The sequence below is a fragment of the Streptomyces sp. NPDC048417 genome (assembly GCF_040651615.1).
Lineage (GTDB): Bacteria > Actinomycetota > Actinomycetes > Streptomycetales > Streptomycetaceae > Streptomyces.
In genome coordinates, this window is sequence record NZ_JBEZKI010000048.1 from 12137 (window position 1) to 37371 (window position 25235).

25 protein-coding genes, 1 pseudogene and 1 riboswitch are annotated in these 25235 nt (G+C 71.7%); of the genes and pseudogenes, 5 read left to right on the top strand and 21 right to left on the bottom strand.

What is annotated here, in order from left to right; translation table 11 throughout:
• Window position 1 precedes the first annotated feature (1 nt).
• The 8 genes from AB0D59_RS46825 to AB0D59_RS46860 all read right to left on the bottom strand — a co-directional run bounded on the left by AB0D59_RS46825 (window position 2) and on the right by AB0D59_RS46860 (window position 6778).
• Complete coding sequence (locus tag AB0D59_RS46825) at window positions 2–538, bottom strand: GNAT family N-acetyltransferase (RefSeq protein ID WP_362578004.1); 537 nt, start codon at window positions 536–538, stop codon at window positions 2–4.
• The gene (locus AB0D59_RS46830) at window positions 535–1122 is read right to left on the bottom strand and encodes an XRE family transcriptional regulator (RefSeq protein ID WP_362578100.1); all 588 of its coding nucleotides are present in this window, start codon (window positions 1120–1122) and stop codon (window positions 535–537) included. Before AB0D59_RS46830 ends, AB0D59_RS46825 begins: the two co-directional genes overlap by 4 nt.
• Window positions 1123–1222: 100 nt before the next feature.
• A complete protein-coding gene (locus AB0D59_RS46835) occupies window positions 1223–2125 on the bottom strand; it encodes a LysR family transcriptional regulator (RefSeq protein ID WP_362578006.1) in 903 nt (300 codons plus the stop codon).
• 39 nt (window positions 2126–2164) lie between these two features.
• Complete coding sequence (locus AB0D59_RS46840; RefSeq protein WP_362578101.1) at window positions 2165–3358, bottom strand: glycine C-acetyltransferase; 1194 nt, start codon at window positions 3356–3358, stop codon at window positions 2165–2167.
• A gap of 19 nt (window positions 3359–3377) precedes the next feature.
• Complete coding sequence (gene tdh, locus AB0D59_RS46845) at window positions 3378–4406, bottom strand: L-threonine 3-dehydrogenase (protein WP_362578008.1); 1029 nt, start codon at window positions 4404–4406, stop codon at window positions 3378–3380.
• A 195-nt stretch (window positions 4407–4601) separates the two neighbouring features.
• Complete coding sequence (locus AB0D59_RS46850; protein ID WP_362578010.1) at window positions 4602–4973, bottom strand: nuclear transport factor 2 family protein; 372 nt, start codon at window positions 4971–4973, stop codon at window positions 4602–4604.
• A 32-nt stretch (window positions 4974–5005) separates the two neighbouring features.
• Window positions 5006–5719 (bottom strand): SDR family oxidoreductase, encoded by a 714-nt coding sequence (locus AB0D59_RS46855; RefSeq protein ID WP_362578012.1) that lies wholly within the window; start codon window positions 5717–5719, stop codon window positions 5006–5008.
• Between the two features lie 129 nt (window positions 5720–5848).
• Window positions 5849–6778: a LysR family transcriptional regulator gene (locus AB0D59_RS46860; RefSeq protein WP_362578014.1), complete on the bottom strand. Its 930-nt coding sequence runs from the start codon at window positions 6776–6778 to the stop codon at window positions 5849–5851.
• Between the two features lie 109 nt (window positions 6779–6887).
• On the opposite strand from AB0D59_RS46860, the gene AB0D59_RS46865 reads away from it, so the two are divergent.
• Entirely contained in the window at window positions 6888–7190 is a 303-nt protein-coding gene (locus tag AB0D59_RS46865; protein WP_362578016.1) for a muconolactone Delta-isomerase family protein, read from the top strand.
• Complete coding sequence (locus AB0D59_RS46870) at window positions 7187–8383, top strand: YbfB/YjiJ family MFS transporter (protein WP_362578018.1); 1197 nt, start codon at window positions 7187–7189, stop codon at window positions 8381–8383. The genes AB0D59_RS46865 and AB0D59_RS46870 overlap by 4 nt, the downstream gene beginning before the upstream one ends.
• Before the next feature lie 214 nt (window positions 8384–8597).
• Here AB0D59_RS46870 and AB0D59_RS46875 read toward each other — a convergent pair whose 3' ends face one another.
• The 9 genes and pseudogenes from AB0D59_RS46875 to AB0D59_RS46915 form a co-directional block, all read right to left on the bottom strand.
• Complete coding sequence (locus tag AB0D59_RS46875; protein ID WP_362578103.1) at window positions 8598–9059, bottom strand: GNAT family N-acetyltransferase; 462 nt, start codon at window positions 9057–9059, stop codon at window positions 8598–8600.
• A gap of 157 nt (window positions 9060–9216) precedes the next feature.
• Window positions 9217–9816, bottom strand: coding sequence for a TetR/AcrR family transcriptional regulator (locus tag AB0D59_RS46880; protein ID WP_362578020.1), 600 nt, complete (start codon window positions 9814–9816; stop codon window positions 9217–9219).
• Between the two features lie 57 nt (window positions 9817–9873).
• Entirely contained in the window at window positions 9874–10455 is a 582-nt protein-coding gene (locus AB0D59_RS46885; protein ID WP_362578022.1) for a GAF domain-containing protein, read from the bottom strand.
• A 61-nt stretch (window positions 10456–10516) separates the two neighbouring features.
• Window positions 10517–11116, bottom strand: coding sequence for an ATP/GTP-binding protein (locus AB0D59_RS46890; RefSeq protein ID WP_351705628.1), 600 nt, complete (start codon window positions 11114–11116; stop codon window positions 10517–10519).
• Complete coding sequence (locus AB0D59_RS46895; RefSeq protein WP_351705625.1) at window positions 11094–11465, bottom strand: DUF742 domain-containing protein; 372 nt, start codon at window positions 11463–11465, stop codon at window positions 11094–11096. The genes AB0D59_RS46890 and AB0D59_RS46895 overlap by 23 nt, the downstream gene beginning before the upstream one ends.
• Before the next feature lie 2 nt (window positions 11466–11467).
• A complete protein-coding gene (locus tag AB0D59_RS46900; RefSeq protein WP_046728213.1) occupies window positions 11468–11902 on the bottom strand; it encodes a roadblock/LC7 domain-containing protein in 435 nt (144 codons plus the stop codon).
• A 767-nt stretch (window positions 11903–12669) separates the two neighbouring features.
• Window positions 12670–14469 (bottom strand): annotated as a pseudogene (locus AB0D59_RS46905) (ATP-binding protein); the annotation flags it as partial.
• Window positions 14470–14886: 417 nt separating this feature from the next.
• On the bottom strand, window positions 14887–16047 hold the full coding sequence (locus tag AB0D59_RS46910; protein WP_362578023.1) for a DUF4037 domain-containing protein: 1161 nt from the start codon (window positions 16045–16047) through the stop codon (window positions 14887–14889).
• An 87-nt stretch (window positions 16048–16134) separates the two neighbouring features.
• A complete protein-coding gene (locus tag AB0D59_RS46915) occupies window positions 16135–17352 on the bottom strand; it encodes an MBL fold metallo-hydrolase (RefSeq protein ID WP_362578024.1) in 1218 nt (405 codons plus the stop codon).
• A 141-nt stretch (window positions 17353–17493) separates the two neighbouring features.
• On the opposite strand from AB0D59_RS46915, the gene AB0D59_RS46920 reads away from it, so the two are divergent.
• A complete protein-coding gene (locus AB0D59_RS46920; RefSeq protein ID WP_362578025.1) occupies window positions 17494–18672 on the top strand; it encodes a Glu/Leu/Phe/Val dehydrogenase dimerization domain-containing protein in 1179 nt (392 codons plus the stop codon).
• An 87-nt stretch (window positions 18673–18759) separates the two neighbouring features.
• Here AB0D59_RS46920 and AB0D59_RS46925 read toward each other — a convergent pair whose 3' ends face one another.
• The gene (locus AB0D59_RS46925; RefSeq protein ID WP_362578026.1) at window positions 18760–19362 is read right to left on the bottom strand and encodes an XRE family transcriptional regulator; all 603 of its coding nucleotides are present in this window, start codon (window positions 19360–19362) and stop codon (window positions 18760–18762) included.
• Between AB0D59_RS46925 and AB0D59_RS46930 the strand changes: the two genes are divergently transcribed.
• Both AB0D59_RS46930 and AB0D59_RS46935 read left to right on the top strand, forming a co-directional pair.
• Window positions 19361–19879, top strand: coding sequence for an N-acetyltransferase family protein (locus AB0D59_RS46930; RefSeq protein WP_362578028.1), 519 nt, complete (start codon window positions 19361–19363; stop codon window positions 19877–19879). The two genes, AB0D59_RS46925 and AB0D59_RS46930, sit on opposite strands and share 2 nt — an antisense overlap.
• A gap of 41 nt (window positions 19880–19920) precedes the next feature.
• On the top strand, window positions 19921–20523 hold the full coding sequence (locus AB0D59_RS46935) for a TetR family transcriptional regulator C-terminal domain-containing protein (RefSeq protein WP_362578030.1): 603 nt from the start codon (window positions 19921–19923) through the stop codon (window positions 20521–20523).
• A gap of 45 nt (window positions 20524–20568) precedes the next feature.
• Here the strand turns inward: AB0D59_RS46935 and AB0D59_RS46940 are convergent, their stop codons facing one another.
• The 3 genes from AB0D59_RS46940 to AB0D59_RS46950 form a co-directional block, all read right to left on the bottom strand.
• On the bottom strand, window positions 20569–21354 hold the full coding sequence (locus AB0D59_RS46940; protein ID WP_362578031.1) for an SGNH/GDSL hydrolase family protein: 786 nt from the start codon (window positions 21352–21354) through the stop codon (window positions 20569–20571).
• Window positions 21355–21605: 251 nt separating this feature from the next.
• Window positions 21606–22568, bottom strand: coding sequence for a LysM peptidoglycan-binding domain-containing M23 family metallopeptidase (locus AB0D59_RS46945; RefSeq protein WP_362578033.1), 963 nt, complete (start codon window positions 22566–22568; stop codon window positions 21606–21608).
• Between the two features lie 4 nt (window positions 22569–22572).
• A riboswitch (cyclic di-AMP (ydaO/yuaA leader) is annotated at window positions 22573–22733 on the bottom strand.
• A 306-nt stretch (window positions 22734–23039) separates the two neighbouring features.
• Entirely contained in the window at window positions 23040–25124 is a 2085-nt protein-coding gene (locus tag AB0D59_RS46950; protein WP_362578105.1) for an alpha-galactosidase, read from the bottom strand.
• Window positions 25125–25235 lie beyond the last annotated feature (111 nt).

The following is a 25235-nucleotide window of genomic DNA, read 5'->3' on the forward strand; positions in this document are numbered from 1 at the left end:
GTCAGCTGGTCAGAGCACCGACGTGCTTGTAGTAGAGGGTCGTCGGCCGCAGCACCCCACCGGGGTCGGCCGCGTAGTCCGGGATGACTCCGGCGCGGGTCCAGCCGGCCGAGCGGTAGAGGTGCTCGGCGGGGCTGTCCGTCTCGGTGTCGAGGTGGAGCAGGGTGATACCGGCGGCGGTCGCCGCCTCTTCGGCGACGGTCAGTAGCCGTCTCCCGATGCCCTGGCCGCGGGCCTCGCGGTGGACCATCAGCTTCACCAGCTCGGCACGGTGCCGGCTGTTCGGCTTGTCGGGGTAGGGGAAGGCCAGGCTGACCGTGCCGACGACCCGGTCTCCGTCGTCCAGCGCCGCCCAGACCGCGAGCCGACCGGCGGCCACGGCGTCCAGCCGCCCCCGCCACCAGGCGACGGCCCGCTCCCGCTCGAAGGGCGCGAGGAAGCCGATGGACGCCCCGCCGTTCACGGTGTCGGCCAGCAGATCTGCCAACTCCCCCATCCGCTGATGCAGTTGATCCGCCCCGAGGCGCAGTGCCGTCATGGCCGCACCACCGCCAGGACATACCGCGTCTCCTCCGGCCCGGCGCACCGGAAGCGCGTCGGTCCCCACACCCGCAGCCGCAGGCAGTCCCCGGTGTCCAGGAGATGCTCGACCTCCTGCGCGGTCACCGCGAGCCTCCCGTCGAGCACCCAGAGGTGCTGCTCCAGGCCGGGCACCGGCGGACGGTCGTAGGCGATGTCCGCGCCGGCGGCCAGCCGGCCCTCGACGAGCTCGCCGCGCAGGCCGCCGTGCGGCGGCGACACGGACCGCCGCACGAAACCGGCGGCACGGTCCTCCCAGACCTGCTGTTCGGCCGCGCGCAGCACCGGCGCGGGCGCCGCCTCGACCTCGCTGAGCAGCTGGGACATGGTCCGCCCGTAGACGTTGCAGAGCCGGTTGAGGAGGGCGGCCGTGGCGCTGGTCTCGGCGCGTTCGGCCCGCGACAGGGTGGACTTGCTCACTCCGCTGCGCTCCGCCAACTCGCCCAGGGACCAGCCGTGTTCGGAACGCAGTTCGGCGAGGCGGCGGCCGAGGCGGGCATCGACGGGGTCGGGGGCGGGAGGGGGATCCGGGGCGAGGTCCAGGGCCGGATCGGGGGCGACCGTCTCGTCTCGCTTCACTTCCGGCTCCTGTTTCATATTCGGGACGATATCCCTGATATGAAACGCCAGCGTTAAGGAAGGCTCACGGCCGTGCCGCCTCGCCGAGCGCCTCCAGCACCGGGCGGATCAGCGGATGGCCTTCGGCTCCGCGCCGTACGGCCGCGAAGACGCGGCGGGTCGGGGCGATGCCGTCGACCGGGCGTACGACGACGCCGGTCAGGTCCATGCCGCGCAGGGCGGAGCGGGGGACGAGGGCCACGCCCGCGTCGGCCGAGGCCAGGGCCACCACGGCCCGGAAGTCGTCGGAGGAGTGTTCGAGGCGGGGCTGGAAACCGGCGCTCTCGCAGGCCAGGACGACCACGTCATGGCAGGGGTTGCCGGGGTAGGGGCCGATCCAGGCGTCCTTGGCCAGCTCGGCGAGGGGCACCTCACCGGCCCCGGCCAGGCGGTGGTGGAGCGGGACGACCGCGTCGAAGGGCTCGGCGTACAGGGAGACGTGGGTGAGCCGGGGGTCGTCGGCGGACGGCGCCCCTCGGTACTCGACGGCGACCGCGACATCGACCTGCCGGTCCAGGACCATCGGCAGGCTGGCGTCGCCCTCGGCGTCCTGGACGCGGATGCGTATGCCGGGGGCGGTGCGGGCGAGATGGGCCACGGCCGGCGCGACCACCTGCGCGATGCCGGTGGCGAAGGCGGCGACGGTGACCGTGCCGGCCTCGCCCGAGCCGTAGGCGGCGAGTTCGGCCTCGGCGCGCTCCAGTTGGGCGAGGACCGCGTTGGTGTGGCCGAGGAGGATCTCACCGGCCGGGGTGAGCCGTACGCCCTTGGCGCTGCGCTCGACCAGTCGGTGGCCGGTCTCCTGCTCCAGGGCCGCCAGCTGCTGCGAGACGGCCGAGGGGGTCAGATACAGCGCGGCGGCAGCCGCCGTCACCGTGCGGTGGTCGGCCACCGCACGGAGGATGTGGAGCCGCCGCGCCTCGATCATGGCTCGATTATTGCAATATGTCCGGGGTGCTCGGGCCGCTCAGGCCGCCAGTTCCGCCCGGGCCGCCACGAAGGCGTCCACCGCGCGGTTGACGTCGTCCGTCGAGTGGGCCGCGGACAGCTGCACCCGGATCCGGGCCTGGCCCTGCGGCACCACCGGATACGAGAAGCCGATCACGTACACGCCCCGCTCCAGCAGCAGCTCGGCCATCCGCGCGGCCCGCGACGCGTCGCCGATCATCACGGGGGCGATGGCGTGGTCGCCGGCGAGGATGTCGAAACCCTCCTCGGTCATCCGGCGGCGGAACAGCGCGGTGTTCTCGGCGAGCCGGACCCGCAGGTCGTCCGCGGACTCCAGCAGGTCGAGGACCTTCAGCGAGGCCGCCGCGATCACCGGGGCGAGGGTGTTGGAGAACAGGTAGGGGCGGGAGCGCTGGCGGAGCAGGGCGACGATCTCGGCGCGGGCCGCGACATAGCCGCCGGAGGCGCCACCGAGGGCCTTGCCGAGGGTGCCGGTGATGATGTCGACGCGGTCCATGACGCCGTGCAGCTCGGGGGTGCCGCGACCGGACGGGCCGACGAAGCCGACGGCGTGCGAGTCGTCGACCATGACCATCGCGTCGTAGCGGTCGGCGAGGTCGCAGATCTCGCGCAGCGGCGCCACATAGCCGTCCATGGAGAAGACGCCGTCGGTGACGACCAGCCTGCGCCGGGCGCCCTGCGCCTCCTTCAACTGGCTTTCCAGGTCCGCGAGATCGCGGTTGGCGTAGCGGAAGCGGCGGGCCTTGGAGAGACGGATGCCGTCGATGATCGAGGCGTGGTTGAGGGCGTCGGAGATCACCGCGTCCTCCGGGCCGAGGAGGGTCTCGAAGACACCGCCGTTGGCGTCGAAGCAGGAGGAGTAGAGGATCGTGTCCTCCTGGCCTAGGAAGCCGGCGAGGCGCGCCTCCAGTTCCTTGTGGACCTCCTGGGTGCCGCAGATGAAGCGGACGGAGGCCATGCCGTAGCCCCAGCGGTCCAGGGCCTCGTGGGCGGCGGCGATCACCTCGGGGTGGTCGGCGAGGCCGAGGTAGTTGTTGGCGCAGAAGTTGAGCACCTCGCCGGGGCGGCCGCCCGCGGTCACGTTGACGGTCGCGGACTGCGGGGTGCCGATGACCCGCTCGGGCTTGTGCAGGCCGGCGGCGCGGATCTCGTCGAGGGTGGCGCGCAGGTCGTCGCGCACGGAGTCGAACATCATCAGTCCTTGGTTGTCGTCAGAGGGTCCAGTCGAGGATGACCTTGCCGCCACGGCCGCTCGCGGCGTCGGCGAAGGCCGCCTCGAAGTCGCGGTACCCGTAGCGGCCGGTGATCACGGGGGCGAGGTCGAGTCCGCCCTCCAGGAGGACGGACATCGCGTACCAGGTCTCGAACATCTCGCGGCCGTAGATCCCCTTGATGGTGATCATCGAGGTGACGATCCGGGCCCAGTCGACGGGGAAGTCCTGGGCGGGCAGGCCGAGCATGGCGATACGGCCGCCGTGCGTCATGTTGGCGATCATGTCCTGCAGCGCCTCGGGGCGGCCGGACATCTCCAGGCCGATGTCGAAGCCCTCGCGCAGCCCCAACTCCCGCTGTCCGTCGGCGATCCGGGTCTGCGACACGTTCAGCGCGAGGCTCACGCCGATCTTGCGGGCGAGGTCGAGGCGTTCCTCGCTGATGTCGGTGATCACGACGTTGCGGGCGCCCGCGTGCCGGGCCACGGCGGCGGCCATGAGACCGATCGGCCCTGCCCCGGTGATCAGGACGTCCTCGCCGACGAGCGGGAAGGAGAGCGCGGTGTGCACGGCGTTGCCGAACGGGTCGAAGATCGCGGCGACGTCGAGGTCGACGGGGACGCGGTGCACCCAGACGTTGCCGGCGGGCAGCGCGACGTACTCGGCGAACGCGCCGTCGCGGCCGACGCCGAGGCCGACCGTGGCCCGGCACAGATGGCGCCGTCCGGCCAGGCAGTTGCGGCACTTGCCGCAGACGAGATGCCCTTCGCCGCTGACGCGGTCGCCGACCTTGATGTCCACGACGTCGCGGCCGGTCCCGACGACCTCGCCGACGAACTCGTGCCCGACCACCAGGGGCGTGCTGATCGCCTGCTGGGCCCAGCCGTCCCAGGCCCGGATGTGCAGGTCGGTTCCGCAGATGCCGGTCCGCAGCACCTTGATCAGTACATCACCGGGTCCGACCGCGGGCTCCGGCACGTCCGCGAGCCACAGCCCGGGCTCCGCCTTCTGCTTGACCAGCGCCTTCAACGCTACGGCTCCTGTGCGTGAGGTCCCGGCCGCGGGCACGCCGAAGCGTCCCGCGGCCGGGGAGGGGGGTGGAATCGCACAGCAATCTGCCGTACCCGAGTGCCTCGGGTCCATCGAGGATTTCTTAACCGCCGCCACAGCTCCGCTTCACGCCCGCACGGCTGCTACACGCCCGCACGGCGCTGCGCGCCGGCTCTAGTCGAGGCGGGACACCTGGTAGTGGCTGATGTACCAGTCGTCGCCGGCCCGGGTCACGAGGACCGAGAGCTTGACGTCCAGCGGGGGCCGGTCCGTGAAGGAGAACTCGACGGCCAGGTAGCCGAGGACGACGCCGTCGGCGGGCCGCCGGGTCTCCAGGACCCGGTACTCGGCCTTCATGCCGAGGGGCTGGGAGTCGTAGTACGCGGCGACACCCTCCCGTCCGACGCTGTAGGGGTGCAGTCCCTGGAAGACGGCGTCCTCGGTGAACTGGGCGGCGACGCCCTCGGGTCGGTGTGCGTCGACGGCCGCCTTCCACCGGTCGAGCACCCCGCTCAGGATCGCCGTGTCGCCCGTCGTGGTGGTCATGTCCACTCCTTGGTAGGTGATCTGACGCGCTGTCAGTGTCCGGCGCTCATACCGCCGTCGACGTGCAGGATCTCGCCGGTGACGAACGGCGCGGTCTCCAGGAAGAGCACGGCCTCGACGATGTCGCTCACTTCACCCATCCGGCCGACCGGGTGCAGGGCCGCGAGGTACTCGTGGGTCTCGTCCGGGTGCATGGGGGTCTTGATGGTGCCGGGCGACACCGCGTTGACCCGGATGCCGCGGGTGGCGTACTCGATCGCCAGGGACTTGGTCGCGGACTGCAGACCGCCCTTGGTGAGTGAAGCCAGGACGGAGGGGACGCGGGCGTCCGCGTTGTCGACCAGGCTGGTGGTGACGGTCACGATGTGTCCACCGCCCTGGGCGAGCAGATGCGGCAGCGCCCGCTGGGTGAGGTGGAAGAAACCGTCCATGTTGATGCCGGTCACGGTGGCGTAGTCGGCGGCCGTGTAGTCGGTGAAGGGCTTCGCGACGAAGATGCCCGCATTGTTGACGACGGTGTCGATACGCCCGAAGCGCTCGACGGCAGCGGCGACGACCCGCTCGGCGGTCGCCGGGTCCGCGATGTCGCCCTGCACGGTCAGGACGTTGGCGTCGTCGGCGGGGGCGATGGTGCGCGAGGTGGCGACAACGGCGTAGCCGAGCTTGCGGTAGCCCTCGACGAGGGCGGCGCCGATGCCCTGCGAGGCGCCGGTGACGATCGCGACCTTCTGGTTCTGTGCGTTCATGGTGACCTTCTCCGTAGTGGCTGACCGGTACTAGCCGACCGGTCGACTATTTGGAAGGTAGGTCGGGTCGATCGGAAGGCGCCAGGATCAGTTTCCTTCCGACTGGGAGTCGCTGCCTCTCAGCGCAGCTCAGCCCGGGAGCGCGTACGGGTCGTCAGCGGGCAGCCAGGCGTCCTCGGCGTGGATACCGAGGTCGCCGGCGCCGTCGCACAGGGCGTCGACGGCGGCCAGGACTCCGGCGCGGTCCTCGCTCTCCCGCCGGACCAGGGACCAGGTCCAGTACACCTTCGGCGCGACGATCTCCCGGCGGACCAGGTCGGGCGGGAGCGGAACGGTCTGTCCCTTGGGCGAGTTGAGGACCGGACGGGTGCAGCGGCGGACGTGGTCGAAGAAGGCGGGGCCGGTGATGGCGCCGTCGGAGATGCGCACGGCACGGGCACCGACGGCCTGCGTCAGCTCCTCTGCGTACACGTTCCAGGAGGCCCAGGAGGTGATGTCGTCGTCGATGAGGACGTCGGTGTCCCGGGCCGCCAGATCGCTGGTGTCGGTGCCCTTCGCGACGGCGTACAGCCGGTCGGCGCCGAGCAGCCGGGCCCGCAGCCCGAGCCGCTTGAGGTCCTCGGTACGCACCCAGCACACGGCGAGGTCCAGACTGCCGTCGGCGACCCGGGCGGCCTGGGTGTGGGAGGGGGCGACCCAGGCGTCCACATGCACCCGGGCCACCGCGGCCGTCCGCCTGGTCAGGTCCGGGGGAAGCCAGTTGACGTAGCCGAGCCGTACCGACTGCGAACCCGACAGCCGTCCGGCCCGGAGCTTGAGGTCGTCGGCCCGCTCCAGCAGGGCCCGGGTGTCCGGCAGCAGGGCGGCGCCGGCCGGGGTGAGCGAGACCGAGCGGCGGTCCCGGTCGAACAGCCGGACGCCCAGGTCCCGTTCGAGTGCCTTGATCTGCTGGGAGAGCGAGGGGCCCGCGATGAGCAGCCGCTCGGCGGCCCGGCCGAAGTTCAGTTCCTCGGCGACCGCGACGAAGTAACGCAGCTGACGCAGTTCCACGCGCGCCATGCTACGCGCGCTGGGAGGCCGCGCCTCCCAGCAGCTAGGCAGCCGGTCGTGGCACCGGCGCTGGTGACGGGAGCACGATGAACCTCACCGAGAGCGGAGGGAGCACGTCGTGCGAGAGTTCCTGGTCGAGATCACCACCACCGTTCCCGAGGGCACGGGCCAGGAGGAGGTCGACCGGCGGCGGGCCGCGGAGGCCGTCCGCGCGGGGGAACTGGCCGCGACCGGCCAGCTGGCCCGACTGTGGCGCCCGGTGGGCGAGTTGCGCAGCATCGGCGTCTGGTGTGCCACCGACGAGGAGGAACTCCACGAGAAGGTGCTCGGCACCCTGCCGCTGCGCCCGTGGATGACGGCGACCGTCACCCCGCTGGAGTCCCACCCCAACGATCCGGGCCGGGCCGACGGCACCCGATGACCACCGCATCCCCCTGGACCCATGTCGTCAGGGCGGGCGCCGCGCTCGCCGCGGGTATGGGAGTCGGCCGGTTCGTCTACACCCCGATCCTGCCCCTGATGCAGGCCCGGGCGGGCCTGTCCGCCGGTGCCGGGGCGAACCTGGCCACCGCCAACTACGTCGGCTACCTGGTCGGCGCGCTCGCCGGCACGCTGGTCCCCGCGCTGGTCCGGTCCCGCACCGTGCTGCGCGGCTCCCTGCCCCTGCTGACCGCCACGCTCGCCGCGATGCCCCTCACCCACAGCACCGCGGTGTGGGGCGTGCTGCGGCTGCTGGCCGGGGCGGCGAGCGCCCTGGTCTTCGTCGTCGCCGTCGCCTCTCTGCTGCACCATCTGCGGGAGCACCCGGCGCACCTGCCCGGCTGGGCCTTCGGCGGCGTGGGCGCCGGAATCGCACTGTCCGGTCTGCTGGTGCTGGCCCTGCGGTCCGTCGCCGACTGGCGGGCCGCCTGGTGGGCCGCCGCCGCGCTCGCCGGGGCGCTGACCGCGGCCTCGTGGAAGCTACGGCCCGAGGATGCGCCCGCCGCCCCGGTGCCCGGGAGCCGGGGCACGGCCCGGACCCGCCGCTGGTTCGGCGCCCTGTTCGTCAGCTACTTCCTGGAGGGCGTCGGCTATATCGTCGCCGGTACCTTCCTGGTCGCGGCGATCGGCCAGGGCTCCCCCGGCTGGGTGGGCAGCGGCGCCTGGGTGCTGGTGGGGCTGGCCGCCGTACCGTCCTCGGCACTGTGGGCCCGGCTGGGGCGCCGGTGGTCCCGTCCCGGCCTGCTGCTCACCGCGCTCACGGTCCAGGCGGTCGGTATCGCCCTGCCCGCGGTGACCGGGAGTACGGCCGCAGCCCTCGGCTCGGCGGTGCTGTTCGGCGCCACGTTCCTGGGCGTCAGCACCCTGGCCCTGGCCACGGGGGCTCATCTGCGCTTCCCGCGCTCCGTGGCCCTCCTGACCGCCGGATACTCCGTCGGCCAGATCCTGGGGCCGCTGGTCGTCGCCCCGCTGTTGCGCCACGGCTACCACCAGGCCCTGCTGCTGGCCGCCGCGCTGGTCCTCGCCGCGGCCGCGGCCGCCGCCGTGCTGCGAATCGGCTTCCCGCACCACATGGGCGGCGACCTCACAGCGCCGATACGACAAGGGCAGCGGGCCGAGGCCACACACACCTAGGGCGTGCATCGAGAGTGGACTCGACCGTGAGGTGATCTTGGATCGTGCGCCGAAGTTCGACCCGCAGGACCACAGAGCCCGGCACGCGGCCAAGTGCGGCATCGATCACCGTAAGAGACACCGCGCCGTGGCGAGCCGGTACGACAAGCCTGCGGTCCGCCACGAGGCGACCGTCCTCGTTGGGGCCCTCAACGAGTGGCCATGACCGGCCACGTCACGCCGGCGCTGCGTAACAGCGGACGGCCACCGTCTGGCTCGGGCTCCACTGCTGCTCGACTGTGGCCATCAGCTCCCAGCCCAACCGCTCGTACAGGGCTGCCGCGGCGGTATCGGATGTGACGACGTCGAGCACCGGATGCAGGCCATGACGCCGCGCTTCCTCCACCGCGCGGCCGATCAACAGTGCACCGATCCGGTGTCCCCTCGCATGTGGGGAAACGAACAGCCTGCTGACCACGGCGGTCATGTCCCGCGTCGCCCCGTTCCGCTCGCTCCACAACATCGGAGCCAGATCGCCTTCGCCGCCCTGCGACAAACTGACATGCCCGACGAGGCGGCCTTCGCGTTCGGCGACCCAGGAGCCCAGCAGGGGACCGCGTGACAGCCACTCGCCGGGCTCATCGGGCCAGTTCACCGGATAGCCATCGCGCGCATGAACCTCGGCGAGGACCCGCACGCACTCCTCGACATCGCCATCGGTCCTCTGCCGGACGCCATGGCTCCGCCTCTCAGCAGGCACCCCGGAGCTCTCGATGTTCACTCAGGAATGGAAACACAGGCCACGGAGTCATAACCAGCCGCTTTCGATACACGCCCCAGCAGAAGACCGCCTGTTAGGTCGCCGGCACGCCGAGCAGTGCCCGGCAGTTCTGCCACATCGGGCTGAGCCGCCGGGTGTTGTTGTACAGCTTGGCGAACATCACCTGGCCCTCCAGCTGGGCCACCACCGCCCGCGCCGCCTCCCTGGTGTCGGTCACGCCGACCTCGCCGCGCTCGCGGGCCTCGCCGATGACCGACTCCACCATGCCGACCTGCGCGTCGAAGATCTCCTGCAACCGCCCGCGGACCGCCTCGGTCTGGTTGCTCAGCTCCAGAGTGAGGTTCCCGAACAGACAGCCCGCCACCGTGCCGCAGCCCTGCTGGACGGCGCGCTGACCGGCCTCCGTCTCCTCGAACAGCCGCCGCAACCTCTGGAGCGGCTCCGCCTCGCCGGTCAGGGCCCGCGTCCAGTCGCGTTTCTGGGCCTCCCAGTGCTCGTCGACGACGGCGAGCGCGAGGGCCTCCTTGGACTCGAAGAAGTAGTAGAAACTGCCCTTCGGCACCCCGGCCGCCTTGCAGATCTCGGCCACCCCGAGCGTCGAGTACCCGCGCCCCTCGATCAGCGAGCGGGCAGCGTCGAGGATCTTCCGCTTGGCGTCACTGGTGCGTCCCATACCACCAGCGTACGGAGGTACTCGACCGGTCGGCTAGCGAGGAAACCGTTCCCCTCGTCACAGCAGCGGGAGCCCGTCCGCCTCGCGTCGCTCGATGCGGGCCACCAGCTCCGCCGCCGACGACTTGATGGCCTCCAGACCGGCCCGGCCCCAAGGCCGTGGCTCCACGTCGACCACACACACCGTGCCGAGCACCGTCCCCGTACTGTCGATGAGCGGGGCACCCAGATAGGAACGGACGCCGAACTCGTCGACGACCGGGTTGCCCGCGAACCGCGGGTAGTCGCAGACGTCCTCCAGGACCAGCGCCTTGCGCCGGACCACCACATGGGGGCAGAACCCATGGTCGCGGGCCAGCTCACGGCCCAGCACCGGCGTGGTCCCGTCCGGCTTCACCACCGGCGGCGGCACGGCCGGCAGGTGCAGGCCCGCGAAGAACTGCCGGTTCTCGCCGATGAAGTTGACCATGGCGTACGGCGTCCCGGTGACCTCGGCGAGCCGGTCCGCATAGGCGTCCAGTCCGGGGTCGGGGCGTTCACCGAGGCCCAGCTGGCCGAGACGCCGGGTACGTACAGGCACCTCCTTGTCCTCCGGCGTGAGCAGCAGACGACCTGCCGGGCGCGACGGGTCGTACCTCATGGGCGGGCTCCGTCGCTGTGGACGTGGGTCATATATGGGCTCCGTGAGGTGTGTATGGGGTTCACATGTGGGCGCCGTGGCTCGGCGCGGAGACCGGAGCGTGGGCGATGAGATGGCGGACGAGGGTGAGCAGGGTCTGGACGCCGGAGCTGGAGATACGGGCGTCGCAGCGGACGACCGGGACCTCCGGGTCGAGGTCGATGGCGGCGCGCACCTCCTCTGGGTCGTAGCGGTAGGAGCCGTCGAACTCGTTGATGGCGACGATGAACCCGAGGCCGCGCTCCTCGAAGAAGTCGACGGCCGCGAAGCAGTCCTCCAGGCGGCGGGTGTCGGCGAGGATGACCGCGCCGAGCGCGCCCTCGGACAGCTCGTCCCACATGAACCAGAACCGCTCCTGCCCGGGCGTTCCGAACAGGTAGAGCACATGTTCGGGGTCCAGGGTGATGCGGCCGAAGTCCATGGCCACGGTCGTCTCGACCTTGTTCTCGATGCCGTCGAGATTGTCGGTCGCGGCACTCACCGTGGTGAGGAGTTCCTCCGTGGACAGCGGCGCGATCTCGCTGACCGCACCCACGAAGGTGGTCTTGCCGGCCCCGAACCCACCGGCCACCAGGATTTTCAGCGCGGTGGGGAAGGGGTCACAGCTGTCGTCGTAGTCCATCGAGCACTGCCTCCAGAAGAGACCGGTCAGTGGGGTTGTGGTGGAAAACGGGGGGCTTGGCAGTCAGCGCCCCGCAGTCGACGAGGTCGGAGAGCAGCACCTTGGTGACCACGGCGGGCAGCTTGAGGTGCGCGGCGATCTCGGCGACCGAGACGGGTGCGCGGCAGAGGTCGAGCGCCTGCGCGTGCTCGGGGCCGAGGTAGCCGAGGGGGGTGGCCCCGGTGGCCATCACCTGCGACATCAGGTCGAAGGCGATGCTGGGCTCGGTGCGGCCGTTGCTGACCGTGAACGGGCGCACCAGGCGTCCGGCCGCATCGTCCAGCCATGGCCCGTCGCCGGCTGCCGCCACCCTCAAGGCCTCATCGCCGTGGGTTCGACGGCATGCTGCCGGGGCGCGGTGACGAGGTACGGGCGGACGCTCTTGACCAGCATCGCCATCTCGTAGCCGAGGACGGCGGCGTCGGCCTCGCGGCCGGCCAGCACGGCGAGGCAGGTGCCGGAGCCGGCGGTGGTGACGAACAGCAGCGTCGAGTCGAGTTCGACGACGACCTGACGGACGTCCCCGCCGTCGCCGAAGCGGACGCCCGCGCTGCGGCCGAGCGAATACAGGCCGGAGGCGAGCGCCGCCATGTGGTCGGCGCTGTCCGGGTCGAGGCCGTGGACGGACTTCACCAGTCCGTCGCAGGACAGGAGCACCGCGCTGGTGGTGTGGGGTACGCGCTGGACGAGGCCGCTCATCAGCCAGTCGAGGTCGGATACCTGGGCGGTCGGCGCATCGCTCGCCATGGTGGATCGACTCCTTGGGGTACGAAGGTCCGCGGGAGCGGTGGGGGTGGGGGTAGGGGTGGAAACGGTGCGGGTCATCCGGCCGGTGCGCTCCCGTCGGGCCGGGCGGTGAATTCGGAGGTGTGCACCGGGCGCAGGGCCGGGGAGTGCGACTGGGGTCGGGACGAGGGCTGGGGGTCGACCGGGACCCCTTGTGCCCGGCTCACGTGTGCCGGTGCCGTGTGGTCCGAGGCCAGGTGTGCAGGAACCGAGTGCAGCGGGCCCATGTGGTCGGAGACCCGGTGGTCGGGGCCCAGGTGGTCCGAAGCCATACGGTCCGAACTCAGGCCGTCCGAGACCACGTGGTCCGACGCCGAGGGATCCGACGCCATGCGGCCGAGGGCCGACTGGTCCGGGGCTGTGTAGTCCGAGGCGGTGTAGTCCGGAGCCATGTGGCCGCCGGCCTCCCTGTGTGCCGCCTGGATGTGGGCGGCGCCCATAGGTGTGGCCTCCAAGTGCGTGACGTCCACGTGCGTGGCATCCATACGCGTGACGTCCATATGCGTGACGTCCGCATGTGTGGCGTGGGATGCGCTGCTCGCCGCGTCCCCGGGCCCCTCGCCGGACCTCGTCACGCGGGATCCGCCGTCGACGCCCATGTCGTTCGCGCCCATGTCGGCAAGACCCATGTCGGCAACGCCCACACCGGTCAGCCCGTTATAGAAGGTCTCTCCCTGTGCCCCGCCCATGGACTCGCCGCCAGTCGGCTCCGTCTGGGTGGCCTCCAGATGCTGCTGGGCCTCGGCGAGACCGATGCCGCGCTGGAAGGCGGCCATCAGGCCGGGGTCGTGTCCGGCCGGCACCTCGTTGTCCTGACGGGGTGCCGGGCCTCCGCGGAGCTGCGGGACGATGTGCTCCTGGGCGCGGCGCCGCGGCAGTTGGGGTTTGCCCATGGTGCCGCGCACCGCTCCCCCGCGCGGGACGGGCGGGGCACCGGCGTGCTCGGCGACCGCGGGCCGGTCCTCGGGTCGGATGCCGGGCAGCGCCTCGGCGGGGTTGGGCCGGGTCTCCTGGGTGCCGCGTACCGGCAGCGGCGCGGGGGCGCCCCCGTGCTGCGCGTGGCGACGCCGCCCGCCGCCGGTGGCCTGGGCCGGTCCCTGCTGCGGCACGGGCCGCCGGTCCGCCGACGCACCGCCCGGGGCGGCCGCCCGGCCCGCGGCTCCCGCGTTCGGCCCGGCGGCGCCGCCGTGGGCGCCGGCCGGCGTCCCGGTGGCGTCGGACGGCCGTGCGGCCCCGGCACCCGGCGCACCGCCCGGCGCCCCCTGCGCTCCGCCCCCGGCCCCGGCGTCGCGCGGCTGCGGCACCGCCCCCGGTGCCCCCGGTGCCGTACCCAGCAGGCCCTGCGGGACGACGAGGACGGCCTGGACGCCGCCGTAGATGTTGGTCTGGAGGCGGACGTTGATGCCGTGGCGGCGGGCGAGCTGGGAGACGACGAAAAGGCCGATGCGGCCGTCGGCCAGCAAGCTGGCGACGTTGACCTGGTCGGGGTCGGCGAGCAGGGCGTTCATCTTGGACTGTTCGCCGACCGGCATGCCGAGTCCGCGGTCCTCGACCTCGACCGCGAGGCCGGAGGTGACGAGATTGGCGCGGAGCAGCACCTGGGTGTGCGGGGCGGAGAACACCGTCGCGTTCTCGACGAGTTCGGCGAGGAGGTGGATGACGTCGGCGACGGCGTGCCCGCGCAGTTCGCCGTCGATCGGCGGGACGAGTTTGACCCGGGAGTACTGCTCGACCTCGGCGATGGCGGAGCGCAGCACCTCGGTCATGGAGACGGGGTTGCTCCACTGCCGCCGGGACACGGCGCCGCCGAGCACCGCGAGGTTCTCGGCGTGCCGCCGGATGCGGGTGGCCAGGTGGTCGACGTGGAAGAGGCCCTTGAGGAGGTCCGGGTCCTCGATCTCGTTCTCCAGCTCGTCGAGGATCGAGATTTCTCGATGCACGAGAGACTGAAGCCGTCGCGCCAGGTTGACGAAGACCTCCAGCTTCTGTTCGCTGCCGGCCTGGCTGGAGAGCTGGGCCGCCTGCACGACGGCGGTGACGGCGCCGTCGTGCGCGCGGGACAGGTCGGCGGCGAGCAGCTCGAAGTCGTCGGCGTCCTCGGGCGCTCCACCGCGCGGCTTGGGCGGGGGCGGGGTCTCGCCGCGGCGCAGCGCGTCGACGAGGGCCAGCAGATCGGCCTCGCCGCGGGCGGCGTTGCGGCGCAGGACGCCGACGCGTTCGCTGACCGAGCGGGCGGCGCGGCCCGCGGCCACTACGGCGATCACGATGCCCGCGGCCGTCACCGAGACCGCTCCGGTGAGCACGGCCAGCAGGGTGAGGCTGGGCCGGGCACCGGTGGAGCGGACGGTGAACAGGACGGCCGCGCAGCCGCTGAGCGCCACCGCGACCGGCGGCAGCACGGCGAGGCGCATCAGCTGAGGCCGTATGTGGGTCTCGGGCAGCGCGGGAACGGGTCGGGCGACCGGACGTCCGTGCCGACCGCCCTCACGGCGGTCGGCGCGGGCGGCCGGTGCACGGAGGTGAGACATCTGCGTCCTCGTACTGGTCCGTCGGGCCTGAAGTGCTCGCGCGTGCCGCGCGAGGTGGGCATGCGCCATCGCGGTGCCGGCCGAGGGGACCGCAAAAGAATTCGGCCCCGTGTCGCCCGACGGACACTCACAGTAGTCGCCAACGCATCATGTGCGGTGGGCAGTTGACAAAGTCCCCCGGAGATGGTCCTGCTCTGGTATGAGCCATCGCACTCAAGACCGATAATCCCCTCGCCGCCTCGCTCCTGAACGACCACCGACCGATCTGAGCTGCTCAAAAACGGTCACAAGGAGAAAGGGAGGACCGGAGCGGCCGGCGCACCGCACCCCTTGCCGGCCGTCCGCCCGCACGCCCGTGGCGGGCCCGGCGGGATATCCCGGCAGCCTGCCGCACCCTCGCCATCACCCCCCAGAACATCACCCACGGTGACCTCCTCCCTCTCGGACGCCGTGTGTCCTCTCCCGCGGAGGGCCGTCGTGCCGGTCGGCGTCCGTCACCGCCTCGGCCACGGCCCGCGTCCGGTCCGGGCGGCTCAGGACGTCCGCGCTGTCGACGAACTGGTCCACCGCGCCGACGGTCGGCAGCTCCCGTATGCCGGGGGCCCTGATCCGGGCGACGAGGGCCCGGGCGAAGCGGTCGGCGCGCAGCACCCGAAAGGGCCGGGAGTGGTACGGGCGGGCGGCCGGGTCGACCCGGTCGGTGAGTTCCAGTTCGTTGTGCAGATGGGCGACGATCTCGTACGCGTGTACCAGGTGCCGCTCGCGGGCGTGCCAGTCCGTGGCGGCGAGAGCGGCGGTGAGCACGGGGGTGAGCCGAGGGGCCGCGGGGGTCCGGGCGAAGGCGCTGCCGAGCCACTTGCCGTAGGGCGGGTATCGCCGGTCCATCAGCAGGCAGAGCCGCATGAGGTCGCGGACCAGGCGGGCGGCCTCGACGGCGGAGCCGAGTTCGTCGCCGACCTCGCCGCAGCGGCCGACGAAGGCCTCCTCCTGGGCTATGCGCTGCCACTGGCAGGCGAGTACATGGAGCCAGAGGTCATGGGGGTACCAGCCCAGGGCGGCCCGGGCCGGGGAGAGCGTGTGGAGGCCGTCGTGGAACACGGCGCCGCCGGTGGCCTCGGCGAGGAGCTGGGTGGGGGTGGCGAGCCAGTCCGCCGCAGTGACACCGGAGGCCGGGTCGAAGCCGAGGACGTCGCGGAACCAGGAGGAGACACCGGTCACTTCGACCCGGTGGTGCACGCGGCCGTCGGTGACCCGCATGACCCGGACGTCCCGGTCCCCCGTTGCGGCGAAATGGGTGGGCCAGCCGTGAAAGGTCTTCGGGAGGTGTTCGGCGAGCACATGTCTGATCCGCCCACCGTGGCGGGACACGTCGTGGGGGTGCAGAAAGAGCTGGAGGCGCGGGCCCCACTCGTGGTCGGCGGAGCGTTCGGTGTCGTAACCGAGGACTTCGGAACCCGGGCCGACCCGGGCCGCCGAGTGCGGAACGCCGGGAGCGGCCTCCTCCAGCAGCGAGCGTACGGCCTCGGTGTAGAAACGCCGGGACAGCTCAAGTCCCGGTAAAAAAGCAGGGGTTGGCATATGTGCATGACTCATGCCAGTGCCCCTGCCCAGGTTGTGCAGGGGCATGCACGCCACTTTCACGTCACCGTCACACCGGCGGCGCCGTCACTTCACAAGATCGTCCGCGTCCGGCGTCACCGCTTCGCCGGCCAGGTCGAGGTGCTGCCGCCCGGCTTCGCTCCGCGGCTGGACGGCAGGGCGCCACGACCGGGCGATCGGCGCCGACACCTCGCGCCACCAGGGTTCGGCGGGCAGCTTCCCGGACGGCTCGAAGGGCTCACCGGCGCGCGGCAGCGCCACCGCCTGGCCCGCCCCGTCGCCGGCGTCCTTGGTCCACTCCCCCGGCTCGGCCCAGGCGTGCGGGGCGAGGTTGAAGGTGCCCCAGTGGATCGGCAGCAGCACCCCGTGCGGGCCACCGCCCTGCAGGTCCAGGTGGGCTCGCACGCCTTCCTCGGGCGTCATGTGTATGTCGGGCCAGAACTCGCTGTACGCACCGATCTGGATCATCGTCACGTCGAACGGCCCGTGGTCGGCGCCGATGTCCTTGAAGCCCTCGAAGTAGCCGGTGTCACCGCTGTGGTAGATCCGGTGCCGCTCGCCCGCGACGACCCAGGACGCCCACAGGGTGTGCTGGGTGTTGCGCAGCCCCCGGCCGCAGAAGTGACGGGCGGGGGTGGCCGTCAGGGTGAGCCCGCCGACCTTGGTCTCCTCGTGCCAGTCCAGCTCGCGCAGCCGGTCGGCGGAGACGCCCCAGTGTTCGAGGTGGGCGCCGACGCCGAGCGGCACCGCGAAGAGGGTGTCCGTGCCGGCCAGCGCCTTGATGGTGGGCAGGTCGAGGTGGTCGTAGTGGTCGTGCGAGATGACCACCACGTCGACCGGGCCGAGCGCGGCCAGCGGGAGCGGCACCGGATGCAGCCGCTTGGGTCCGGCGAACGGGAACGGGGAGCAGCGCTCGCCCCAGACGGGGTCGAACAGGACGCGGTGCCCGTCGATCTCCGCGAGCACACTGGAGTGCCCCATCCATGTCACCCGCAGCCCGCTCGGGGCGGGCCGGGCGAGGTCGGCGACCGTGGTGGCGTGCACCGGGACGGTGCCCCGGGGAGCGCGGCGGGCCCGCTGCTCCTTCTCGAAGTAGATCTTCGCGAAGTCCACCATCGAGCCCGAGGGACGGGTCCGGGCGGTACCGCCGGGGTTCTGGAAGACACCGTCCTTGAAGTGCGGTGAGCCCTGGATGCGGGCCATCCGCTCGCCGCTGGGGTCCACGCCGAAGGCAGCGGGCCGCAGCACGCGGAGCCCGGAGCTCAGGGAACGCAAACGGGTCACGGTACCTCCAGTGGTGTCGCCGAGGTCCTCCATTATGGTCGGCCCCTCCGGTGGTCGGCGTTGACACCCTGCCGCCCACCTCCGGATACTGACCAACCGTTCAGTAACACCCCGCTCTTCACGAACCTCTCGGGAGCCACTATGGCCGCTCCACTGATGTCTCTCGTCTGGACCGACCACATCACCGGCCGGCAGGGTTTCCTGGTCGTCGACCGGCTGGTGCGGGGCGTGGCCAGCGGCGGTCTGCGGATGCGGCCGGGCTGCACCCTGGAGGAGGTCACCGGGCTGGCGCGCGGCATGACGATGAAGGAGGCCCTGCACTACAACCCCGAGGGCCGCTACGTCCCCCTGGGCGGCGCCAAGGGGGGCATCGACTGCGATCCGCAGGACCCGGGGTCGTACGCCCTGCTGGTCCGCTATCTGCGTGCCATGCGGCCGTATGTCGAGAGCTTCTGGACCACCGGCGAGGACCTCGGGCTCACCCAGGACCTGGTGGACCGGGCGGCCGTCGAGGCGGGGCTGGTCTCCTCGATCCAGGCCGTGTATCCGCTGCTGGACGACGAGGCGGCGGCCCGGCGACGGCTGGCGGACGCCTTCGCCATCGAGGTGGACGGGATCGGTCTCGACGAGCTGGTCGGCGGTTGCGGGGTCGCCGAGTCGGCGCTGACGGCCCTGGACCGGGCCGGGGTGCCGTACCCGGGGACGCGGGTCGCGGTGCAGGGGCTGGGCACGATGGGCGGGGCCACGGCGCGCTTCCTCGCCCGCGCGGGGCTCACGGTGGTGGCCGTCGCCGACGTCAAGGGCACGATCGCCAACCCGGCCGGCCTGGACGTCGAGGCGCTGCTGCGCGCGCGGGACGCGTACGGCACCGTCGACCGCGGGGTGCTGCGTCCCGGCGATCTCGACCTGCCGGGCGACGCCTGGCTGTCCGCCGACGCGGAGGTGCTGGTGCCGGCGGCGGTGTCGTACGCCGTCGACACGGCCAACGAGCACCTGGTCACCGCCCGCTGGATCGTGGAGGCGGCCAACATGCCGGTGCTGCCCGAGGCGGAGGAGCGGCTGGCGGCGCGCGGGGTGACCGTGCTGCCGGACGTGGTGGTCAACTCGGGTACCAACGCCTGGTGGTGGTGGACCCTGTTCGGCGACATCGGCCCGGACGCGGGCGAGGCGTTCGGCCACACCCGCCGCTCGATGCGGGTCCTGGTGGAGCTGATGCTGGATCGCGCGGAGTCCGACGGCACGACCCCGCGTGCCGCGGCCCACGCACTGGTGAGCGACCGGCTGCCGGTGATCACGGAACGGTTCGGCTGGTACCGCTGAGGTGACGGGCGCTCAGCGCCGCCCGAGCCCCACAGCGGGGACACGATCGCCGTCCCGGCCATGCGGGCAGGCTGGAAAGCACCGCGCTTACGGCTGTGCGTCGCGGGTGAGGACGACGACGTAGCGGCACTCGGCGTCCGTGGTGTTGGCGAAGATCCGCTCGGCGGGCGGGCCGAGTTCGACGGTGTCGCCGGCGTCGAGTTCATGGACCGTGTCGCCGTCGTGGAAGGTCAGACGGCCGTCGAGGACCCAGACGAGCTGTCGTACGAAGGCGAAGGCGGCGGCCGGGTAGGGCACCCGGGCTCCGGCGGGCAGGCGGATCTCGGCGATCTCCGCCGGGAAGCGCGGTCCGGTGATCTGGCGGCGCCGGTAGCCGGTGCCCGGGTCGCGCCACTCGGCCGCCTCGGCGCCGCGCCGCACTCCCGCGGTCTCGGCCATGGTCTCCTGGCCGCCTTCGGCGAGGGCGAGCAGGGACGCGACGCTCAGCTGGAACGCGGCGGACAGCTTGCCGAGGACGACGGCGGTGGGGCTGCTCTCGCCACGTTCGATCCGGCTGATCATCGCCGGGGAGACCCCGGAGGCGTCCGCGAGCTGCGCCAGGGTCCAGCGACGGCGTTCCCGCTCGGTGCGGACACGGGCCGCGATCCGTGCCGCCAAGGAGTCCGCCGACGGATCTACTATGTTGGACATGAATCCAATATACGAGAGAGGCGGGACGGTGACGATCCGCCCGGCCCGCCCCGATGACACGGAGGCCGTGCGCGCGATCCGCAACCACGCGATCGACCACTCGACGGCACTGTGGACCGAGACCCCGCAGTCTCCCGTCGAGGGAGCGGCCTGGCTCGCCGCCCATCTGGCGCGCGGCTCGGCGTTCGTGGCCGAAGTGGCGGGCGAGGTGGCCGGTTTCGCGGTGTACGGGCCGTGGCGGGAGCTGGACGGCTACCGGCACACCGTGGAGGACTCGGTCTACGTCCGCGAGGACCGGCACGGGCTAGGCATCGGCTCGGCGCTGCTGGGCGCTCTCATCACCGCGGCGCGCGCGGCCGGTCACCACGTCGTGATCGCGGGTATCGAGGCGGAGAACATCGCGTCGGTCCGGCTGCACCAGCGGTTCGGCTTCGAGCACGCCGGCACGGTCCGGGAGGTGGGCACCAAGTTCGGCCGCTGGCTGGACCTCACGCTCATGCGGCTGCCGCTGGCCTGAGGCGGCAACGCGCGCGGGGTACGACCGATTAGGGTGACCGCGTGGCGAGAGTGCGGTTGAGTGTGGCCGAGCGGCGGGAGGAACTGCTGCGGGCCGCCATCGAGCAGATCGAGGCGCGGGGCGTGGCGGCGGTCCGGATCGCCGATGTCGCCTCGTCCCTCGGGGTGAGCAACGCGCTGGTGCTGTACCACTTCTCGACGAAGGAGAAGCTGGTCGCCGCCGCCTTCGCCTACGCCGCCGAGGGCGACCTGGCGCATCTGCGCAAGCTGCTGGGCCGGGGTACGTCGGCGTCGCGCCGGCTGCGGGCGGCGGTGCGCTGGTACGCGCCGACCGGGCAGGCCAAGGGCTGGCGACTGTGGATCGAGGGCTGGGCGGTGGCACTGCGCGAGCCCGCCCTGCGGGAGGTCACCAAGAAGCTGGACCAGCAGTGGAAGGCGGCGATCGCGGAGGTCATCGCCGAAGGGGTGGCCGCCGGCGAGTTCCGGTGCCCCGACCCTTCGGCGGCAGCCCTGCGGCTGACCGCCCTGCTCGACGGGCTCGCCGTCCAGCTCACCTCGTATCCGGGCGCCCTGTCGCGTTCCAGGGCGCAGGAGTGGGTCGACGAGGCGCTGGCGCGCGAACTGGGGCTTCCCGAGGAGCGGTAAGGGACGGCTCACCAGGATGCCGCCCCTTACGCGTTCGTGCCGCCCTCAAGCCACGGAAGCGATCCGCATCTTGATGTCGTCCGGGGAGAGCGCCCCCTTGGCCGTCACGTGGTCGCCCGACGACTCGCCGCGCAGCCGTCGTCCGATCCACGGCACCAGGTACTCACGGGCCCAGTGCACGTCGTCGCGGCGGACCTCCAGGGTGCCGCGCGGCGGCAGTGGCGGCCACGGCTGGTCGGGGTCGGCCGGCACCTCGACGCCGAGCACCTGGCCGGCCCGCAGCGCCACGCGCGTGTGCCCCTCGGGAGACAGGTGCAGCCGGTCGCCGTCCCAGGCCCGCCGGTCCTGCACGGCCTTCAGGGACCACAGGTCGAGGACCGGGCAGCCGTACCGGTCGGCGACGGCCCGGACATGCCCGTTGTAGGTGGCGATCTTGCCGCGCAGATGCTTGAGGACGGGCACGCCCCGGGTGTCGAACCCGGTGGTCACCAGAACCGTGCCGACGGCCTCGGTCAGTTGGGCCACGGCCCGCTCGAACCGCTCGGCCACCTCGTCGGGATCGGTACCGGGGCGGATGATGTCGTTGCCGCCGGCGCAGAAGGAGACCAGGTCCGGGGCGAGTTCCAGGGCCTTCGGCACCTGGTCCGCCACGACCTGGTCGAGCAGTTTCCCGCGCACCGCGAGATTGGTGTAATCGAAGTCGCCCTCGGGCTGCCGGTCCGACAGCAGGACCGCGAACCGGTCCGCCCAGCCGACGAACGCCCCGTCGGGGCCGGGGTCGCCGACGCCCTCGGTGAAGCTGTCCCCCACCGCCACGTACGACCCGATCACTGATGCATTGTCACTCTTCGAATCGTCTGCCACGTCGGGCCATGATTCACCTTCGACTGTGACCTACGCGACCGTAATAAGGGGTTGACTAGCGGTGAGATAAGACACTGCTAAATACTTCACCAAGGTCGGAATAAGGTTCTGATCAGCGGTGTTGACGTGACGATCAGCTGGACCGACGCGCCGGAGGCCGGACCCGGGGATCGGGGGTCCGGCCTTCGGAGTGTGTGTCAGATCAGGGGGGTATCGGGTCAGCCGACGGCGACGCCCTTCGAGCGGAGGTAGCCGACCGGGTCGATGTCCGAGCCGTAGTCGGGGGTGGTCCGGATCTCGAAGTGGAGGTGCGGGCCGGTGACGTTGCCGGTGGCACCGGAGAGGCCGACCTGCTGGCCCGCGGTCACGGTCTGGCCGACCGAGACGGAGAGCGCGGAGAGGTGGCCGTACTGGGCGTAGTAGCCGTCGGCGAGCCTGATGACGACCTGGTTGCCGTAGGCACCGCCCCAGCCCGCCGTGACGACCGTGCCCGCGCCGACGGCCTTGACCGGGGTGCCGGTCGGGACGACGAAGTCGACGCCGGTGTGGTAGCCGCTGGACCACATGCTGCCGGCCACGTGGTAGCCCGTGCCGACAGCGCCACCGGTGACCGGGAGGGTGAAACCGGAGGCGGTCGCCGTCGACACGTCCGAGGAGGACGCCGTGTTCGAGGACGACGACGAGGAGGGGGCGGAGGACTGCGAGTCGGACTGTGCGTGGGACCGCGTCTGGGACCGGGAGTCCGAGCCCGGGGTGTCCGTCGTCGCGGCATGGCGGCCGCCGAGCGTGAGCTTGAGACCGGGGTGGATCAGCGAGGGGTTGTCGCCGACGGCCTGCCGGTTGTCGGCGTAGAGCCGGTGCCAGCCGCCGTTGACGTTGTGTTCGCGGGCGATCTTCGACAGATAGTCGCCGGGCACCACCGTGTAGATGCGGTTCGTGGAGTTTCCGGTGACGGAATCCTGAACGGCGGACTTCTGAGCGGCGGCCTTTCGTACAGCCGCCTGCTCGACGGCCGGCAGCGAATGCGTGGCCTTTTCGGAAACGGACTGCGAGGTGGCCGCGTGGGCGCCGGTGGCCCCCATGAGCGGCAGAGCCAGCGCGGCGCCACCGGTTCCGGCAACGGCCATCGAGCGGGTGAAACGCTGGGACTTGGGGCGGCGGTGCTTACCCTTCGCGGGCATGACGCATTCCTCTCCGGCGCCTGCGAGGTGAGCTGTCGGGTTCGGGCTGGAGCTGCCCGGCCACGCGGGAAGACGTGGCTACACCCCTAGCCGTCCCGGGAACCGGAACAGGCGGTCATGCCTGGTGGGTCCCCCGCTCCTGCCGGGCACGGGTAAGTGTGTGGGGACTCCGGACGGCGGCAGGATTCGGCGTTCCGTCCGGATGCGTGGCGAACGTAAGCGAGTAAGACGCGCGTAAACAAGCGGCAGTTTCCGTCTGTTCCAGTTTCGCTTGATCCGTTACGGGAATTCCCGGTCACCCTCCGTGAATGACAGCCTTCCGTGCTTTTCCAATCCCCTTGAAAAGCACCGGAATTACGTGAACATGACGCGCGACGGACGGTCACGAATATGACGCTCCTCACGCACGTCACGCCACGTCAGCTTATTCCAGACCGAGTCGCAATGAAGGCGCCAAATCGGTCAGACAGCTCAGATGTGACGTAGCCGGAGAACCGTCGCATCCAGGTCGCCGCGCAGGTCGGTGCGCAGCCCGTGGTGCAACAGAACGGCACCTCGATGCACTTCGCCCGTTTCGCGGCATTCGTACGATGCTGCCGGGTCGAGGCCCTGCAAGCGCAGCGCCGGCATCGGCTCGCCGTAGCTCTGCGCCTGGAGCCAGGCGAGGACGACGGTCTCGTCGCCCAGCGTGTACTGCACCGCACTGAGCCCGCCGGTCGGCGGCCGCAGCCGGAACTGGTCGCCGCGCTGCACCAGGGGCCGGATGTCCTTGTAGAGCTCCACCCAGCGGCCGGCCTCGGCGAGTTCCTCCTCTGTCCACTGCGAGAGGTCGCCGCCGACGCCGAGCGCCCCGGCCATGGAGCTGACGAAGCGGAAACGCAAGCTGCTGACCCGGCCGTTGAGCTGGTGGTTCGGGCTGTCGGTGACCCAGGCGGACATCACCCGGGCCGGGTGGATCTGACTGAAGCCGTGCTGGATGGCGAGCCGGTCCAGCGGGTCGGTGTTGTCGGAGGTCCACACCTCGTCGGTACGGCTCATGATGCCGAGGTCGATCCGGCCGCCACCGCCGGAGCAGGACTCGATGGCGACGTTCGGGTGGGCCGCCCGAATCCGGTCGAGCAGGGCGTACAGCCCACGGACGTGGTCGACCCACAGCCGCTGCGGATACGGCTCGCCGGGCCAGCCCGCGTCGGTGAAACACCGGTTGAAGTCCCACTTGACGTAGTCGATCGGGGCGCTGGACAGCAGGGTGTCGAGCTGCACCCAGAGGTACTCCTGGACGTCCTCACGGGCGAGGTTGAGGACGAGCTGATTGCGCAGTTCCGTCCGCTTTCGTCCGTGCTGGTACTGCACCCAGTCGGGGTGCGCGCGGTACAGGTCGCTGTCCGCGTTGACCATCTCGGGCTCGACCCAGATGCCGAACTGCATGCCGAGGGCGTGCACATAGTCCGCGAGGGGCTTGAGTCCCTTGGGGAAGCGGTCCGGGTTGGGCGTCCAGTCGCCGAGGCCCGCGCGGTCGCTGGTGCGGGCGCCGAACCAGCCGTCGTCGACCACGAACAGCTCGACACCGATCGCGGCGGCCCGCCGGGCGAGGGTGGCCTGCTGCTCCTCGGAGATGTCGAAGGTGGTGGCCTCCCACGAGTTGAACAGCACCGGCCGGTCCCGGTCCGCGTCGGGGATGACGTACGCCCGCTGGTAGGCGTGCCAGGCGCGGCTCGCCCCGCCGAAGCCGCCGTCGGTCCACAGGCCCGCGAAGACCGGGCTGGTGTACGACTCGCCCTCGGCCAGCATCAGCAGGCCCGAGTCGTCGTAGCCGGCGCCGCCGGTGATCTGCACGCGCGCGTCGGGGAGCTGGGCGACGGCGATCCGCCAGGAGCCGGACCAGCCCAGCGCGCAGCCCCAGACCTCGCCGCGCTCCTCGGTGGCGTCGGTGTCGAGGGCGACCCAGGGCAGGTGCTGGTGGCTGGTGTGGCCGCGGCGGCTGCCGATCACCTTCTCGCCGTAGGTGAGCGGGGCGCTGGTGAGGCGGGACTCGGCGGCCCAGCGGCCGTGCAGCTGGGAGAGCCGCCAGCCCTCGCGGTCGGGGAGTGTCCAGGCGGCGGGGTCGGCACGCAGCAGCTCGACGCGCGCGTCCCCCTGGTTGTCGACGGTCACCCAGCGCTCGACGACGTCGCCGCGCATCCGGTAGTGCAGGGTGATGAGGATCCCGTCGTCCCGGAAGCGCAGCCGCAGCTCCTCGTCGGCCGCGTCGCCCTCCGTCTCGTACGACTCGAAGGTCCACTCGGTGCCGCGGCGCTCCTCGGTGCGCACGGAGAGCGCGGGGCGGACGAAGCGGGGGCCGCCCTCGACGGGGTACTCCTCACGGCCGTCCAGCGGGGACTCGAAGGCCCAGTAGCCGGGCAGCGCCCGGGTGCTGAGCTCCTCGGCGTCGGCGAGCCCGATTTTCGGGCCCCAATGCAGGTGGAGCAGTTCGTCGCCCTCCGTGAGGTGCAGCGCGTAGCTGCTGCCCGGGCCCGACAGGAGCCACGTACGACCGTTTTCGGCGATGTCCACCACGAGAAACCTCACACAGGTGCCAACAGATCCGCTCAAGCACCAACATCATCAAGGGCCACGGGCCCCGGAGGCAACGCCTGTGGACAACTCATTGCCCGCGGAAACCGATGT

Coding starts and splice junctions, on each gene's coding strand:
- AB0D59_RS46925 (WP_362578026.1), bottom strand. CDS start 19,362: ATGTCCAACATAGTAGATCCGTCGGCGGACTCCTTGGCGGCACGGATC.
- AB0D59_RS46910 (WP_362578023.1), bottom strand. CDS start 16,047: ATGCCAACCCCTGCTTTTTTACCGGGACTTGAGCTGTCCCGGCGTTTC.
- AB0D59_RS46880 (WP_362578020.1), bottom strand. CDS start 9,816: ATGGGACGCACCAGTGACGCCAAGCGGAAGATCCTCGACGCTGCCCGC.
- AB0D59_RS46850 (WP_362578010.1), bottom strand. CDS start 4,973: ATGACCACCACGACGGGCGACACGGCGATCCTGAGCGGGGTGCTCGAC.
- AB0D59_RS46840 (WP_362578101.1), bottom strand. CDS start 3,358: ATGTTCGACTCCGTGCGCGACGACCTGCGCGCCACCCTCGACGAGATC.
- AB0D59_RS46885 (WP_362578022.1), bottom strand. CDS start 10,455: ATGAGGTACGACCCGTCGCGCCCGGCAGGTCGTCTGCTGCTCACGCCG.
- AB0D59_RS46920 (WP_362578025.1), top strand. CDS start 17,494: ATGGCCGCTCCACTGATGTCTCTCGTCTGGACCGACCACATCACCGGC.
- AB0D59_RS46870 (WP_362578018.1), top strand. CDS start 7,187: ATGACCACCGCATCCCCCTGGACCCATGTCGTCAGGGCGGGCGCCGCG.
- AB0D59_RS46890 (WP_351705628.1), bottom strand. CDS start 11,116: ATGGACTACGACGACAGCTGTGACCCCTTCCCCACCGCGCTGAAAATC.
- AB0D59_RS46930 (WP_362578028.1), top strand. CDS start 19,361: ATGAATCCAATATACGAGAGAGGCGGGACGGTGACGATCCGCCCGGCC.
- AB0D59_RS46900 (WP_046728213.1), bottom strand. CDS start 11,902: ATGGCGAGCGATGCGCCGACCGCCCAGGTATCCGACCTCGACTGGCTG.
- AB0D59_RS46855 (WP_362578012.1), bottom strand. CDS start 5,719: ATGAACGCACAGAACCAGAAGGTCGCGATCGTCACCGGCGCCTCGCAG.
- AB0D59_RS46945 (WP_362578033.1), bottom strand. CDS start 22,568: ATGCCCGCGAAGGGTAAGCACCGCCGCCCCAAGTCCCAGCGTTTCACC.
- AB0D59_RS46825 (WP_362578004.1), bottom strand. CDS start 538: ATGACGGCACTGCGCCTCGGGGCGGATCAACTGCATCAGCGGATGGGG.
- AB0D59_RS46835 (WP_362578006.1), bottom strand. CDS start 2,125: ATGATCGAGGCGCGGCGGCTCCACATCCTCCGTGCGGTGGCCGACCAC.
- AB0D59_RS46860 (WP_362578014.1), bottom strand. CDS start 6,778: ATGGCGCGCGTGGAACTGCGTCAGCTGCGTTACTTCGTCGCGGTCGCC.